Annotated in this window: 17 protein-coding genes and 2 pseudogenes; 11 read left to right on the top strand and 8 right to left on the bottom strand. The window is 30.3% G+C overall.

The window, feature by feature from the left end:
• Positions 1-102: 102 nt before the first annotated feature.
• A complete protein-coding gene (locus KPL51_RS18085) occupies positions 103-993 on the top strand; it encodes a GNAT family N-acetyltransferase (protein ID WP_216164492.1) in 891 nt (296 codons plus the stop codon).
• A 95-nt stretch (positions 994-1,088) separates the two neighbouring features.
• Here the strand turns inward: KPL51_RS18085 and KPL51_RS18080 are convergent, their stop codons facing one another.
• Positions 1,089-1,280, bottom strand: coding sequence for a hypothetical protein (locus KPL51_RS18080; protein WP_216164489.1), 192 nt, complete (start codon positions 1,278-1,280; stop codon positions 1,089-1,091).
• A gap of 174 nt (positions 1,281-1,454) precedes the next feature.
• Here KPL51_RS18080 and KPL51_RS18075 point away from each other — a divergent pair, with 174 nt between their 5' ends.
• From KPL51_RS18075 to KPL51_RS18060, 4 genes are all read left to right on the top strand, one after another.
• Positions 1,455-2,033, top strand: coding sequence for a 5' nucleotidase, NT5C type (locus KPL51_RS18075; RefSeq protein WP_216164485.1), 579 nt, complete (start codon positions 1,455-1,457; stop codon positions 2,031-2,033).
• Positions 2,034-2,207: 174 nt separating this feature from the next.
• On the top strand, positions 2,208-2,750 hold the full coding sequence (locus tag KPL51_RS18070; RefSeq protein ID WP_216164482.1) for a hypothetical protein: 543 nt from the start codon (positions 2,208-2,210) through the stop codon (positions 2,748-2,750).
• Positions 2,751-2,806: 56 nt separating this feature from the next.
• Positions 2,807-3,049, top strand: a complete 243-nt coding sequence (locus tag KPL51_RS18065) for an HAD-IA family hydrolase (protein WP_216164479.1) — start codon at positions 2,807-2,809, stop codon at positions 3,047-3,049.
• A gap of 126 nt (positions 3,050-3,175) precedes the next feature.
• On the top strand, positions 3,176-3,499 hold the full coding sequence (locus KPL51_RS18060) for a thioredoxin family protein (protein ID WP_216164476.1): 324 nt from the start codon (positions 3,176-3,178) through the stop codon (positions 3,497-3,499).
• A 90-nt stretch (positions 3,500-3,589) separates the two neighbouring features.
• Here KPL51_RS18060 and queC read toward each other — a convergent pair whose 3' ends face one another.
• Genes queC through queD form a run of 4 tightly spaced genes read right to left on the bottom strand, consistent with a single transcriptional unit; the run spans position 3,590 to position 5,957 of the window.
• Positions 3,590-4,246 (bottom strand): 7-cyano-7-deazaguanine synthase QueC, encoded by a 657-nt coding sequence (gene queC, locus KPL51_RS18055; protein ID WP_216164473.1) that lies wholly within the window; start codon positions 4,244-4,246, stop codon positions 3,590-3,592.
• Positions 4,247-4,263: 17 nt separating this feature from the next.
• A complete protein-coding gene (folE, locus tag KPL51_RS18050; RefSeq protein ID WP_216164470.1) occupies positions 4,264-4,854 on the bottom strand; it encodes a GTP cyclohydrolase I FolE in 591 nt (196 codons plus the stop codon).
• Between the two features lie 4 nt (positions 4,855-4,858).
• The gene (gene queE / locus KPL51_RS18045; RefSeq protein ID WP_216164467.1) at positions 4,859-5,524 is read right to left on the bottom strand and encodes a putative 7-carboxy-7-deazaguanine synthase QueE; all 666 of its coding nucleotides are present in this window, start codon (positions 5,522-5,524) and stop codon (positions 4,859-4,861) included.
• Position 5,525: 1 nt separating this feature from the next.
• The gene (gene queD / locus KPL51_RS18040) at positions 5,526-5,957 is read right to left on the bottom strand and encodes a 6-carboxytetrahydropterin synthase QueD (protein WP_216164464.1); all 432 of its coding nucleotides are present in this window, start codon (positions 5,955-5,957) and stop codon (positions 5,526-5,528) included.
• 390 nt (positions 5,958-6,347) lie between these two features.
• Here queD and KPL51_RS18035 point away from each other — a divergent pair, with 390 nt between their 5' ends.
• Complete coding sequence (locus KPL51_RS18035; RefSeq protein ID WP_216164460.1) at positions 6,348-7,853, top strand: DUF1846 domain-containing protein; 1,506 nt, start codon at positions 6,348-6,350, stop codon at positions 7,851-7,853.
• Between the two features lie 196 nt (positions 7,854-8,049).
• Here KPL51_RS18035 and KPL51_RS18030 read toward each other — a convergent pair whose 3' ends face one another.
• Complete coding sequence (locus KPL51_RS18030; RefSeq protein WP_216164457.1) at positions 8,050-8,808, bottom strand: acyl-CoA dehydratase activase; 759 nt, start codon at positions 8,806-8,808, stop codon at positions 8,050-8,052.
• Positions 8,790-9,806, bottom strand: a complete 1,017-nt coding sequence (locus tag KPL51_RS18025; RefSeq protein WP_216164454.1) for a 2-hydroxyacyl-CoA dehydratase family protein — start codon at positions 9,804-9,806, stop codon at positions 8,790-8,792. The genes KPL51_RS18030 and KPL51_RS18025 overlap by 19 nt, the downstream gene beginning before the upstream one ends.
• A 321-nt stretch (positions 9,807-10,127) precedes the next feature.
• Here KPL51_RS18025 and KPL51_RS24580 point away from each other — a divergent pair.
• From KPL51_RS24580 to KPL51_RS18005, 5 genes and pseudogenes are all read left to right on the top strand, one after another.
• Positions 10,128-10,211 (top strand): annotated as a pseudogene (locus tag KPL51_RS24580) (MerR family DNA-binding transcriptional regulator); the annotation flags it as partial.
• 18 nt (positions 10,212-10,229) lie between these two features.
• A pseudogene (locus KPL51_RS24575) lies at positions 10,230-10,397 on the top strand (TipAS antibiotic-recognition domain-containing protein); the annotation flags it as partial.
• Positions 10,398-10,662: 265 nt separating this feature from the next.
• Complete coding sequence (locus KPL51_RS18015; RefSeq protein ID WP_216164448.1) at positions 10,663-11,946, top strand: ATP-binding protein; 1,284 nt, start codon at positions 10,663-10,665, stop codon at positions 11,944-11,946.
• 116 nt (positions 11,947-12,062) lie between these two features.
• Positions 12,063-12,785: a response regulator gene (locus tag KPL51_RS18010; RefSeq protein ID WP_224854403.1), complete on the top strand. Its 723-nt coding sequence runs from the start codon at positions 12,063-12,065 to the stop codon at positions 12,783-12,785.
• Between the two features lie 134 nt (positions 12,786-12,919).
• Positions 12,920-13,951 (top strand): PTS sugar transporter subunit IIC, encoded by a 1,032-nt coding sequence (locus KPL51_RS18005; protein WP_216164445.1) that lies wholly within the window; start codon positions 12,920-12,922, stop codon positions 13,949-13,951.
• 146 nt (positions 13,952-14,097) lie between these two features.
• Here the strand turns inward: KPL51_RS18005 and KPL51_RS18000 are convergent, their stop codons facing one another.
• Complete coding sequence (locus KPL51_RS18000) at positions 14,098-15,042, bottom strand: resuscitation-promoting factor (protein ID WP_216164442.1); 945 nt, start codon at positions 15,040-15,042, stop codon at positions 14,098-14,100.
• Between the last annotated feature and the right edge of the window lie 55 nt (positions 15,043-15,097).

Genomic DNA, 15,097 nt, shown 5'->3' with positions numbered 1-15,097 from the left:
CTAATTAGAATATATTTATAAACTCTTTTAAATATATTCGTTTGGAGTAGTAATGTAGGGTATATTTTAAGTAGATATTTTAGAAACTAGGGGGCAAATACAATGAATAATTATCAGCATACAATTTCTATGAAATTTGAATTAAATGAAGAAGACTGTAATGCTATTAAAAGGTTAGAATCAATATGTTATGAGCAGCAGAAAATTAATTTGAAATTAGAGCTTGATTTTAAAATGCGCCAAAGGGAGAATTGTATAAAGAATAAAATTATGACTGAGTTTTTCTATTACGAAAATGAAATTTTAGTGGGTTATTTAGGCTTAGGTAATTTTGGTGGAAGTACAGTAGAAATCAATGGTATGGTGCATCCTAAGTTTCGAAGAAAAAGAATTTTTAAAAAACTATTTTTGCTTGCTAAGGAAGAATGGCAAAGAATATACCCAGCAGAAGTTTTAATGTTATGTGACCATACATCTATTTCAGGGCTAGAATTTATAAACTCACTTGGAGCTGAATATGCTTCCTCAGAGTATAAAATGTGCTTGAATAAAAAAACTTTGGAGGTTACGCGCACAGATGTTATAAACCTTAGGTTAGCAACTAATGAAGATGCAGCTGAAATTAATGGGCAAACATCTATTTACTTTGGACACCCTGAAAATGAGGATAAAGAGGATGTGCAGCAATTACCCATTCAGGTAGATAATAATTTTATTAGCTATATGGCAGAGCTTAATGGAAAAATCATTGGTAAAATTCATACTAGTGTAACAGATAATGAGGGGTTTATTTATGGATTTGGAGTACTTCCAGATTTTCGAGGAAAGGGCTATGGTCGTGAAATTTTAAATTCTGCTATAGATATTTTAAAGAATAAGGACGTGGATAATATACTTCTTGATGTTGCTACTGAAAACAAAAATGCATTGGGACTTTACGAATCCTGCGGCTTTGAAGAGATTTCAGTAATGGATTATTATTTAATATCTTAATATCTTTCTTAATAAATAAGAGAAAGAAATTTGATAAAGATGCCACTTGCCACGTGGGTGGCAGCTGGCATCTTTAGATTTTCTCACATTGTATATTACCAAGTATGTCCCTTAGCGCATTTGTGATTACCAAAATGTCCTTCACTTAATTCACATTTTCGTACACCACACTTAGGACAGGAATTACTGCAATGAGCTGTAGTTTCATCATTATTAGAAGAATTAATTAGTTGGCCTTTAACTAATAGTTCCTTTTGCATAAAACCGTCATATGGTAAATTTTCCATTTAACAACATCTCCTTGTAGTTTATTCTTATAGTTATTATTTGTTTTTTAACGATATATATTCGTAGTTTAAATATTACTAAAATTCTCAAAATTTAAACAAAACATAATCAATCATTAACGTGTTCTTAACCTTCCAAGCATATAATGAATACATAAGGGAGGTTAACAAAAAATGAAAAATTTAAATATATGTATTGATATTGATGGAACAATAACGGATGCTTATTATTGGCTTAATATTACCAATAAGTATTTTAACAAAAATATAACTGAGGATCAAATAACTAATTATTATATCCATGAGGTAATGGGCATTAAGCAAAGCGAATATGAGAAATTTTATGATGAAAATAAAATTCAAATTCACTTACAGCAAAAGCTTAGAGAAGATGTACAAATTGTAATAAAAAGACTAAGTCTTATGCATAATATATTTTTCGTTACGGCAAGAGAAAAATCACTAACTATGTTAACTCATTCTTATCTAAGAAAAAATAGAATTCCCTATGATGATCTGTTTGTTTTAGGAAGTCATTACAAAGTGGATAAAGCAAGAGAATTAGAATGCAATGTGTTTATCGAAGATAATTATGACAACGCAATTCAGCTATCAGATGCAGGATTTAAGGTTCTTTTGTTAGATGCTAATTATAATCGAAAGCCATTGAATGAGAATATAGTTAGGGTTTATAGTTGGAAAGAAATATACTCAATAATAAATAAACTGTTATTACAGTGCAAAGCAATGTAATGGCAGCTTATTTTATTTTTTTGATAAATTAAAAGAGTTAAAACTGTTTACTGCTGCATGAAAGCATGATACTATTTAACCATAATATAACAATAATGATAAAAAATATTTGCGTTTAGCTTTTAATAAAAACAAGAAGGGTTAAATTGAAGTTGTTATGGGGAGGTGGGTATTATGAAAAGCAGATTGAGAAAGAAAAGATACATAAAGAGAATTTTACTCCTAATATTAATTATAATCTTAGGATTTTTTGTTTTTGATTTATATAAATACCAACATGAAAAAAATAAATTTAATATTGTATTAAGGTATGGTGTTGAAGAAGATGTAAATCTAATATTATTCAAGTATAGTGGAAAGCCAAAAAATGTATTAAACACTTTAAATGATACTTTTGTGAGGGAATTGGTGAATAAGGGGAAAGCTAAAACAAAGTTATCACTTACTAAAAGTGAAATGAAGGGAATTGAAACTTACATCACTGAAAAAAGCATTATGAGCTATCCTGATAAAATCACAGATGAGACTAAAATGGATTCAAGCATTATGAAATCATACTTAATCATATACCTAAGAGGGCACAAGAAAACTATAGAGTGGGATAACTTAGGCTCTGGAAAAAATTACACAAAAGAAATGAAGAATCAAGTGAAAAATTTAGACCAATTAGAACTTAGAATTATAGAAATTATTGAAAACAAAAAAGAATTCAAATGAAATTCGCGATTTTGTAATGAGTTGACGAAAATTGGAGATATTGAGGTGAATTTGTTATGTCGTCAGTGATTGGTGTGTTAAAACCAGATAAACTGATGTTTAATACAGCTCTTTTGGAGCTAAACATAAAACCACAAGAAGTTATATTTATTGATGATAATATCGTTAACGTTGAAGCTGCTATAAAGCTTGGCATGCAGGGGATTGTGATTTTAAGGGGTGATGAATTAAAAGAAGATACGGATATACTATGTATTGATAATTTGAGTGATTTTGAAGAGCTATTAGCTGTGCATTGACATGTTTTAAATAAAAGGATAATATATAGGGGGCGGGGGTATGCAAGAGCTAATTATTTAATAATGAATCTAAAAGATGCCACTTGCCACGTGGGTGGCACCGAGCACCGTCTAGGAGGAATAATAATGATACAACTAAATACCTTAGATGAAATAGATAAGTTCATAAAAAACAATACTATAGCAATGCTTTATTTTAGTTCAGGAGGATGCAACGTATGTGGTGGACTGCTTCCTAAGATTGAAGAAATGTTAATTAAGTTTCCACAGATTGTGATAAGTAAAATTAGCGTTGATAAATTTACGCAGGCAGCGGGGCAGTATTCAATATTTACTTTGCCAGGGATTTTGGTTTATATTGAGGGAAAAGAAATTATTCGTGAGGCAAGATTTATCAGTGTAAACATGCTAGAAGATACTATAGAAAGATATTATAATATGTTGTTTTAGAAGAATAAAAATATAGCGCAAGCAAACTCATAAAATGGATACAATAATAGGGTCCATTTCATTATTAAATTTGCCTGCGCTCTATTTATTTTAAAGATATTCTTCTTTGAATTCTAAATATCCTTTTTTTCTTAATTTACAAGAAGGGCAGTTTCCACAACCATTGCCTTTTATTCCATTATAACAAGTTAAAGTATCTTCTTTAACTACATCGAGTACACCTAAATCATAAGCCATTTTCCAAGTTTCGGACTTGTTAATCCACATTAAAGGTGTTTCAATTACAAAATCATAGCCCATGGCTAAGTTTAAGGTAACATTTAAGGATTTTATAAATACATCTCTACAATCTGGGTAACCACTAAAGTCACTTTGGGATACACCAGTTATAATAGTGTTTATTCCTCTTTGCTTTGCAAATACTGCTACAAAGGTTAAGAATAATAAGTTTCTTCCATCTACAAAGGAATTAGGTACAGTACCACTGGGCGCTGACTTGTCCACTTCCATATCTTTTCTTGTTAATGAATTTGGTGCCAGTTGATTTAATAGGTTTAAGTCTAAACAGTGATACTCTACATTGTGCTTTTTACATATATCCTTTGCACAATCCAGTTCTAATATGTGTTTCTGACCATAATCAAAAGATACAGCTATAACTTTTTTATATTTTTTTAAGGCCCAAAATAAACAAGTTGTGCTATCTTGTCCGCCACTGAAGACTACTATTGCTTTCTCACTATTCATAATTAATACACCAACCTTTATTTATTAAAAAGCATCATCAATTTATTATTTAAAATTACATCGGTATTAAATCTTCCGGTATAAGTAGTTGTCATTGTTTTAGTGCCTGGCTTTTTTATACCTCTTGTGGTCATGCAACCATGTTCACCTTCTATAATAACAGCCACATCGGAGGAGTCAGTTACTATCTGCATAATCTCAGCTATGTCTGTGCCTATTCTTTCTTGAAGTTGCAATCTTCGGCCTACCATGTCAGCTATTCTTGCTATTTTACTTAAACCAATAATTTTTTTAGTAGGGACATATGCAACTGAAACTTTCATATTATACATAAGAGCTAGATGATGTTCACAATGACTAAAGATTTGGATATCCTTCATTATGACTATATCAAGGCAATCCTCTTTAATTATTAAATTATCTTCAAAGGTTGTATTAAACATCTCAGCAATTTCATTATTGCTGTAGCACATGCCTGAAAATACCTCTGCATACATCTTAGCTACACGTGCTGGAGTATCTTTAAGGCCTTCTCGACATGGGTCATCACCTAGAGCTATTAAAATACCTTTTATATGTTCTTCTATTGCTTTCGTATCTATTGCCATAATTTTATACACCTCTCTTATTTTGATCCCAGATAATTTTATGAAGTTGAATTTGAAGATTAATTCCATTCATTTTATTATACACCATAAATCCTACAATCTTCTCTAGGTCAATTTGTCCAAAAACTGGACTAATATACACATTAGTTTTATCTGAAAGTTCATATGTATCTATTATTAATTTAGATTTTTGTACATCTTCCATAGTTCCACATACAAATTTAACTGTATCTCTAGGGCTTAAACCATGAAAGTTGTTTAAATCCATTTTATCTTCCATATTGCTACAAGGCAATTTATAATCCATAGTAAAACTTGGTGGGTTTTCTATGTGGCCAAATTCATTTAGAGGAATACTACCATTAGTTTCAATTTCTACATGAAGGGATCTATCTTTAGAAAGTAATTCTAATAGTTCAATAATTCCTTCTTGAAGTAATGGTTCACCACCGGTTAAAGTTACATTTCTTATTTCAGTAGATTTAATATATTTATATATATCATTTGAGGTCATGAAGTCATAACATACATTGTCTTTATTAGCCCATTTAGTATCGCAGTAGCTACAATTTAAATTGCAGCCTGCAAATCTTATAAATACTACTAGCTGTCCTGCTAGTGGACCTTCACCGTTAATGCTTGTAAATTTTTCAACTACTTTAAATTTCATGCTACTGTGCCTCGCTTTCTTCATATGCTGCACTATTAGTAGGTGTTTCATAAACTGTAGTTCTCTTTACCTGATATCCTATATCCTTAATTAGTTTAAAGAAAAAAAAGGCAAAGTTCTCTGCTGTTGGTCTAAAATCAACTTCAATTACATTGAAGCCATCTTGCTTTATACAATTTAAGGTAACATCTCTCATGGTACATTTTTGCACTATTAAGGCATGATCATAAGAATCTATAATAGCTTTAACATCTTTTTTCAAATCACCAAAATCTATTATCATTCCATCAAGCTGACCGCCTTGTGCCAAGATTTCAGATTGCACTTCAACTTCAACCCTCCATCTATGTCCGTGAATATTTGAACATTTTCCATCATAGCCAGAAAGAAAATGTGCACTGTCAAAGCTATGTTCTGCCTTTAGAATATACATATGGTACACCCCTCCTAGAATTTATGTTAATTTAATAAACATTCTTTATAAAATCTGTGGCAGTTCTAATATCTTATAATTTTTTGCAAATAAAAAAGGGTATTATCCACCCTTATACAAAAAAAGCTACCTAAAACGGTAGTTACGTCCTAGTTTTGTTTATAGACAGGATGGTTTAGAACTGTCTTATTTAGTTTTATAATTACTAACTTTACTATAAGTTAGGAGGTATGTCAAATTCCAATGTAAAATTTTAAGCTCAAATTCAGTTTACTTTGAACTAAAATTGTGTAATAATATAAAGTTGTAAAAGCAAATTTAATTATATTATTATGTAAAAGTATTGGTTATAATATATCTAACAAAAAACGGTGTTAGTGAGGAGTAAAAATGAAAATAGGATTTGATCAGAAAAAATATCTAGAAGAGCAATCAAAGTATATTTTAGAAAGAGTTAACAATTATGATAAGTTATATTTAGAATTTGGTGGAAAACTTTTCAACGATCTTCATGCAAAAAGAGTTTTACCAGGATTTGATGAAAATGCAAAGATTAAACTATTACATAAATTAAAAGAAAAAGTTGAGGTTATTATTTGTGTATTTGCAGGAGATATTGAAAGAAACAAAATAAGAGGAGACTTTGGGATCACTTATGATGTGGATGTTTTAAGATTAATTGATGATTTACGTGCATACGAGCTTGATGTAAATAGTGTTGTAATCACTAGATATGACGGGCAACCAGCAACTACAATTTTCATAAATAAGCTTGAACGCAGAGGAATAAAAGTTTATAAACATAGAGCGACTAAAGGATATCCTACAGATGTAGATGCAATTGTAAGTGATGAAGGATATGGCAAAAATCCATTTATTGAAACTACAAAACCTATCGTAGTTGTAACAGCTCCAGGTCCAGGGAGTGGAAAGCTAGCAACTTGCCTAAGTCAGCTTTATCATGAACATAAGCAAGGAAGAGCTGCTGGATATTCAAAGTTTGAAACTTTCCCAGTGTGGAATATCCCACTAAAGCATCCTGTAAATATAGCATATGAAGCTGCAACAGCAGATCTTAACGATGTAAATATGCTAGACTCATTCCATTTTGATGCCTACAATAAGATATCCGTAAACTACAATCGTGATATTGAAACTTTTCCTGTACTTAGACGAATTATAGAAAGAATAACAGGAGAAGAGGCTGTTTATAAATCCCCAACAGATATGGGAGTTAATAGAGTAGGCTTTGGAATTATTGACGATGAGGTTATTAAAGAAGCATCAAGGCAAGAGGTAATAAGAAGATATTTTAAAACAGGTTGTGAGTATAAAAAAGGGTATATAAACAAAGAAACTTTTGATAGGGTTAAGCTTCTTATGGAAGAACTTAATTTAAAACAGCAAGATAGAAAAGTTGTTATGCCTGCAAGAGAACGTTCAGCTACTTTAAAGCAATGCTCAATTAAAACTGAAGCTTGTCCAGCGCTTGCAATAGAGCTTAATGATGGAACGATATTAACTAGTAAAAGTTCAGATATAATGGATGCAACAGCTGCTATAATTTTAAATGCTGTTAAATATTTTGCAAATATAAATGATGAAATTCATCTTATTTCTCCAGTTATACTTGAGCCAATTATAAATTTAAAATCAAAAGTATTAGGCAGTAAGAAACCAGCTTTGGATTGTGAAAATATACTTATTGCACTTAGTATATGTGCTGCTACGAACCCAATAGCAAAGGTAGCTATGGATAAGTTAGTAATGCTAAAAGGATGTCAAGCTCACTCAACTACAATTATAAGTACAGCTGATGAGCAAACTTTTAGAAAGCTTGGCATAGACATAACATCTGATGCGGAATACGCAACTGAAAGTCTTTACTACATATAGAACAAAAGAGTTGCTATACCAGAGATATGTGGCAAGTTGTATAAGTGAACAATCAAAAAAGAAATAAGGACAGATTATAATTTTAATGAATTATTATCTGTCCCTATTTCTTTTTTAATGATTATTTTAAATTATCTTGCATACATAATTGAAAATTCTCTTTTACCAAAAGAGTCTTATTATAAAAAAAAGACCACTATAAAAACGTACTTCCATAGTAACAGCATCCAATTGCACCGTTAAATTGTGGTTCTTTGATGGATACTATATCTTCATAATCTTGTCTTAAAAATTCTTTTATTGCAGTATTATTAGCAACACCGCCAGTTAAAATTAATTTCTTATCTTTGAATTTACTTAAAAGAGGTTTAAGTCTCTTGTATAAAGAGTAGTTAACACTAGAGCACAAGTTTTCTATACTAACACCTTCAGCTATTTTACCAATCAACTCTGACTCGGAAAATACAGCGCAGGTTGAATTAAGTTCCACAGGATTCTTGTAATGCAAACTCATGTCTTGGAGGGATACTTCAAGTACATGTGCCATATTCTCTAAATATCTTCCACAGGAGGCAGCACATTTTTCATTAAGCTCAAGGTCTGTAATGATGCCTTTTTCTACTTTTACAACCTTAACATCTTGGCCGCCTACATCTAAGAGTATAAAATCCTTTAGGCCAGTTTGATAGAAACCTCCGTAAACATGGGCTTTTAATTCATTTATTGGAGTAAATAGCAACAAATCAGTATTGTTTTTTCCATAGCCTGTGGACACCGCATTATTGATTTGTCCGATATGAAGCTTTTCTAGATTAACAATAACCTTACCATTAAAGTCGCAGTAATTTTTGTAAAAGTTCATGGTGCTTACTTTCATGGAATGAATTATTTTATTATCTTCCATTAAAACAATCTTAACTGCGCGACTTCCAAGGTCTATACCAAGTACTCGCATTTTTTAGCCTCCTTTATGTCTATTAGCATATCAAGAAAGGCTTCTAATCTAAGTTTCGTTCTTGCATCTAAGACGTTTAATTTGTCTCCCTCAATATTTAATATGGGTATATCTAATTTTTCTTTTAAAACAATATGTTCTACTGCTCTATAGCAAAAGGCTTGAGTGTAATGAATTATACCATCTAATTTTCGTTGGTATATTTGCTTTTGTAATTCTCTAATTCTAAATTCAACATTATATGGATAAGTGTAGTCGTAATATTGATGAAATATATCTAACGCACTATCAACTCTTGGAAAAGCAAATTCTCTTTGAACTTCATTGTACACAAAATTAGCATCTAGCTTTTCAACAAATTCATATATATCTGAAGTCATAGGCGGAACACCTATGTATCCAAGTCGCAACTTTCTATTTAAGGGCTTTCTATTTTTAATATTAAGAATAACTTTTTTTAGGTCAGCTTCAAAATCATCTACATCTCCATTAAAATCACTTGTGCATAATTGATATAGGTGATTTTCAAAACCTGTAGTCTTATTACTAATATAAGTTAATTCATCAATTTCTTTAGCGAGGTTTCTAACTTCATTTAACCTTTTTCTAACTAATTCAACTTTTTCAATGGTTACGTCAAAGGTATTCATAAATTTGTTTATTTCATATTTTACGTCCTTCACCTTGTGACTATGTGGAAAAGAAAAAGGATAGATTTTAATTCCTCGAAGTTCAAGCACTTCAATAAGAGCTTTTGTATTAGAACAGTCACCTTCCACAACTCCAACTATTTCTTTAATATTGTTTTCTAAGCAAGCTCCATAAATTCCCTTTATCCAAGAGCATAGGTTTTTAGGAAAACCATCTCTCTCAGCAATATCTATATATTTCATATAGTCCTTAGAGGTTATGAAAATATTATTTAAGTCTAAAGGTGTATAACCTGCTGCAATAAGAACCTCTATTGGTACTGTAGTTGTTAAACCTATTTTTTTCATTATGAATCCTCCTATATGGTTATAACTAATAATTAACAGATGATAGTAAATTAATCTATTAATTATTTATCTGTATAAAAATTGAGTAAATAAAAAAGGGCGCAAACCGCCCTTAAACAAAAAACTACCTAAAACGGTAGTTACGTCCTAGTTTTGTTTATAGACAGGATGGTTTAGAACTGTCTTATTAACTTTTATATTAATAGAGTCTACTATATGTGGCCTAGTATGTCAAATAAATAAAAAATTTATATTGACTCTGACGTAGTGTTATAGTTTATTATAAATTATAGGGACAAAGCAAATAAATGTGGGGATTTTATGTCTTACAAAATAAAAGAAGTAGCTGATATGGTGGGGGTAAGTGTGCGTACACTTCATCATTACGATCAAATTGGTATTCTAAAGCCAGTAGCTGAGTTAAGACAGCAAATTACAGATAATTTCTACAATTGTACTATAGAAATATTTAGGGGACTTGGAGATTTATACGTTTGTGATGAATGTTTTACAACTAACATTGATAAGCATAAGGTGGGATTAGCTAAGTTTTTAAGTGAGGCAATGATTTACTATTGTGATAACAACTAGGTGCTACCAAAGTAGAAAGTAAAGAATACAAGCAAATGCTAGGTACAGTCAATAATTATTACTAATTATTAACTGTACCTATTTTTTTCGATAATATTGTACTGAAAGTTGTTAACTATCCCCTTAAAAATTTATATTATTACTAAATACTTGTAAAAGCAACAAAATAAATTGCAACATATATATTGAAATGGTACTATTAGACTGTAAACCTTTAATAATTTTTAACAACTTTAAAAAAATCTAGTTGTGAGGATAAATGCATATGACAATTATGAATACTGAAAAATATAAAAAAATGATTATAATATCTATAATTATTGCAATAACTTCACAGATAAACATGAATTTACTTATATCTGACTTTAGAGTTTCAGTTGCCATAATACTATTTCCAGTATTTCTGTACTTGTTTGATGAGATAGATACAATAAAAACGGGGGTTATGTGTGCTATTTCTGTTTATATTTTAAGAGTAGGTATTTATTTTATTGAAAATGGGAGCTTTATTGAAATTTTATTGGCCTATTTTCCTGAGATTTTTTTCTATACTTTTTACAGTATATTTTTCAAGATTTTAAATAAGAAAAATTCAATTAAATTTAATCGTTTATTGATAACTTTGATATTAAGTGATTACTTAGGGAACTTTGTAGAAATATTAATAAGAAACCTTAGAAATTTTAATACACTAAAATTTCAGATAGTTACTACACTATTTTATGTTGCAGTTATACGTTCTATTATAAGTTTAATAATAGTAAATAGCTTAAAGTTTTATAAGTTACTGCTTATAAAAGAGGAGCACGAACAAAGATATAAAAAACTTGTATTACAAACCTCTGAATTAAAAACCGAAATGTATTGGATGAAAAAAAACATGAGTAGCATAGAAAAAATTATGAGTAATGCCTATGGACTATTTGAAAAAATCTCTATAAAAGAAGATTCTGATACTTGGGCTCAACTTTCTTTAACTATTGCTAAAGATGTGCATGAAATAAAGAAAGAATATGGACTTGTTGTACGAGGGATTGAAGAAATAACAGAAGATAAAAGTCAAGATAAAGGTATGTACTTTAAAGATATTATCAATATATTAGAAGATAGTATGAAGAATGAAGTTAAATTTAGACAACTTAATGTAGGCTTAATTTTCAATGTGAATAAAAATTTCTATACAACTAAACATTATTATCTTATGTCTATTTTTAGAAATTTGATAATGAATTCACTAGATGCATTAAGTGCTAAAACTGATAAAGTTTATATTTCTTTTATACAAAAGGCTATAGATGAAAGATATATTTTTATAATAAGTGATACTGGTTGTGGCATAAAAGAATCTGATTTGATGTACATATTTTCTCCAGGATTTTCAACTAAAATCAATTATGATACTGGTGAAATAAATCGTGGTCTTGGGCTGAGTATTGTTAAAAATATTGTTGAAGAAGATTTAAAAGGTAATATTAATGTAGATTCTATAGAAGACAGTGGAGCTACCTTTTGTGTGACTATTAATAAATCAGAATTGGAGGATGTATAATGAACATATTTATAATTGAGGATGATATTAATATCGTAAAAAATTTCGAAAAGATAATATGTGATAGAGATTTAGGCACACTCATGGGTTATTCGTTAAAAGGATGAGAGGGCTTAGTGGAGATTCAGTGTTTGAATCCAGATATAGTTCTAGTTGATCTTTTTATACCTGGTATTGATGGATTATCACTAGTTAAGAATGCAAAATCTATGCATCCTGAAATGCAATTTATAATGGTTTCCCAGGTATCAGCTAAAAATATGATCGAAAAAGCTTATAAAAATGGAGTGGAATTTTATATACAAAAACCAATTAATGCAGTTGAAATTGAAACTGTTATAAAAAAAGTATCTGAAAGTTTAGAAACAAATAGAACTTTAAATCAAATTCAGAAGCTTTTTAATAAAGATACTAATATTTTAGATGGTAATTCACTGAAATCAGGAAATGAAATACAGACAATAAAAAATATAATGTTGAGAATAGGAATAATAGGGGAGGCCGGAAGTAAGGATTTAATAGATATCACTGTGTTTTTAAGGGAGAAAAATGAGAATATGGGAAACTACACTCTAAATCAATTATGCAAAAGATTTGCTGATAGTCCAAAATCAATGGAACAAAGAATTAGGAGAACAATATCCATAGGCATGACAAATATTGCTAACATAGGAATAGAAGATTATATGAATGATGTTTTTGTAGAATACTCAACTGGACTTTTTAATTTTGAACAAGTAAAAAAAGAAATGGACTATATTAGAAAAAAAAGTTCTGATAGAGGAAAAGTAACAATTAAAAAGTTTATTGATGGATTAATTTCTTACTGTGAAAAATAATTTTATAAATTCTCATTTGCATTTTGAAGTCTTGTGAAGTTTTCTGAAACTTCGGAATTATAATAATTGTGAAACAAATCACAATATTAAAAATAATTTATTATAATTATTCTGAAATGCAAAGGAGGAAAAATATGTTTGTATTAATTAAAGGTATTGGATTATTACTTTTCACATTATTCTTGTTCTCACTTTTTAGTTTAAAAATGCCTAAAGGTCAAAAGGCTATGTCAGGCCTAGCAAATGCTGCTGTAGCAACATTTCTAGTGGAAGCGATACATAAATATATAAGCGGGAATTTAATGCATATAAAATTTTTAGGTGAAGTAGGTGCCTCTTCTGGAAATATGGGTGGGGTTGCCGCTGTAATACTAGTTAGTATAAATATGGGATTAAATCCTATATATGCTGTAACAGCTGGGGTAGCAGTAATGGGATATGGTATTCTTCCAGGTTTCGTAGCTGGATACATAATTGCATTTATCGGACCAGTTTTAGAGAAAAAACTTCCCAAAGGAGTAGATATAATAGTTGGTGCTCTTTTAATTGCACCACTTGCTAGAGGAATCGCTTTTGGGGTTGATCCAATAGTAAATTTAACTTTACTTAGTATTGGAGGTATGATAACTGTGGCTGCAAATCAGTCTCCTTATTTAATGGGATTCTTATTAGGTGGAATTATGAAAATGATATGCACATCACCTTTAAGTTCTATGGCATTAACAGCAATGCTTGGATTACAAGGCCTTGCAATGGGGATATCATCTATTGCCTGTGTTGGTGGATCTTTTACAAATGGTATAATTTTCAAAAGACTTAAACTTGGTGATGCAGGTAACGTAATAGCAGTAATGCTTGAACCACTAACACAAGCTGAATTAGTGACAGCAAATGCAATTCCTATATATTGTTCAAACTTCATAGGTGGTGGACTGGCTGGTTTAAGTGCTGCTTATTTTAAAATAATAAATAATGCGCCAGGTACAGCTTCACCTATTCCTGGGTTACTAGCACCATTTGGTTTTAACGAGCCTAAATCAGTTATTTTTGCGGTGTTCTTTGCTATATTAGGAGGAACTATTGCTGGAATTTTTGGTTCTACTATAACACTACATATTAAAAAGAAAAAGAGGGAAATAGTTGAAAAAGAGTCGCTTGCAGCATAAAGCAGGATAAGGTGCAATCCGCATAGCAAGTGGCAAGATACTTTCTTTAATATATTTAGGTGAAATAAAAACTGCCACAGAAATTCTCTGTGGCAGTTTTTGTGGTTGAGTATTATTTAACCATATAATGAATTTTGCGAAAATAATTAATCTAGTATTTGCACTTTAATGTATTTAACACCCCAATTAAGAGCCTCTTTATTGGTATTGAAAAATACATCTATAAAATTTCCTTTTATTGCAGAACCTTTATCTGCTGCGATAGCATAACCGTAATCTTCAACATATAGCTTTGTTCCCATAGGGATTATTCTAGGATCTACAGCAATGGTACTATAGCCATTTGGATTCCGGACAGTTTTTAGTCCGGAGGCAGTATAGGTATTGTTCATTTCATCTGCAGAATAAGCAGTAGCTTTTACAGTAATTATATCTTTAGAGCTGGTTAAAGATCCGCCTCTTGAAAAGGTTATCCTTGGCAGCGTACCTTGAACTATAATTTTATCTTTAGCTGATTTAATTACCTTTTCACTAGTAACTTTTCTAGATACTTCTTTACCATTCTCATAGGTAACATTTACTGTAACACTTTTTTGACCTAATATTCCGTTTTGTAGAACCTTAATTTTAGAGTTCAAGGTATTAACATCTTTTTTAGTAATGGTTTTAAAAGCAATTGGTGCTGTTTGCTTAATTGTTGATATTTTAACCCTAGTTATGATAATATTCATTCCGGGAAATAACATAGCTCCTATTGATGGCGAAACCCTATCAGTGGTACTTAAAGATATTTTTTCAGCTTTTAACATTAGATCAATAGTTTTTTCTGAAGAATTTATATTAAGCTCTTTATTGTCAACAAATACCGTTACATTTACAGGCATGGTATCATTTATTTCAGCACTACTTAGAGTGCTTTGAAAAGTTTCCTGGTAGGTTACTAATTCCATCGGTTCGCCATCTACAATTAATGTGCTGTTTTTACCTGCGAAGCACATGAAAGTAGTTAAGGTGGTAATTATTGTTATCATAATAAAATTAATTGCAGATTTTTTCATCTTATATTTTATAAATTTAACGATAATAATCATCTCCTATTATAAATTTCCATATAATTATTTATGTGGTGGGTGGGGGGGGGGGTTT

This window comes from Clostridium bowmanii (assembly GCF_018861315.1).
GTDB classification, from domain to species: Bacteria; Bacillota; Clostridia; order Clostridiales; family Clostridiaceae; genus Clostridium_AD; species Clostridium_AD bowmanii.
This window is presented reverse-complemented; position numbering and strand designations above follow the sequence as displayed.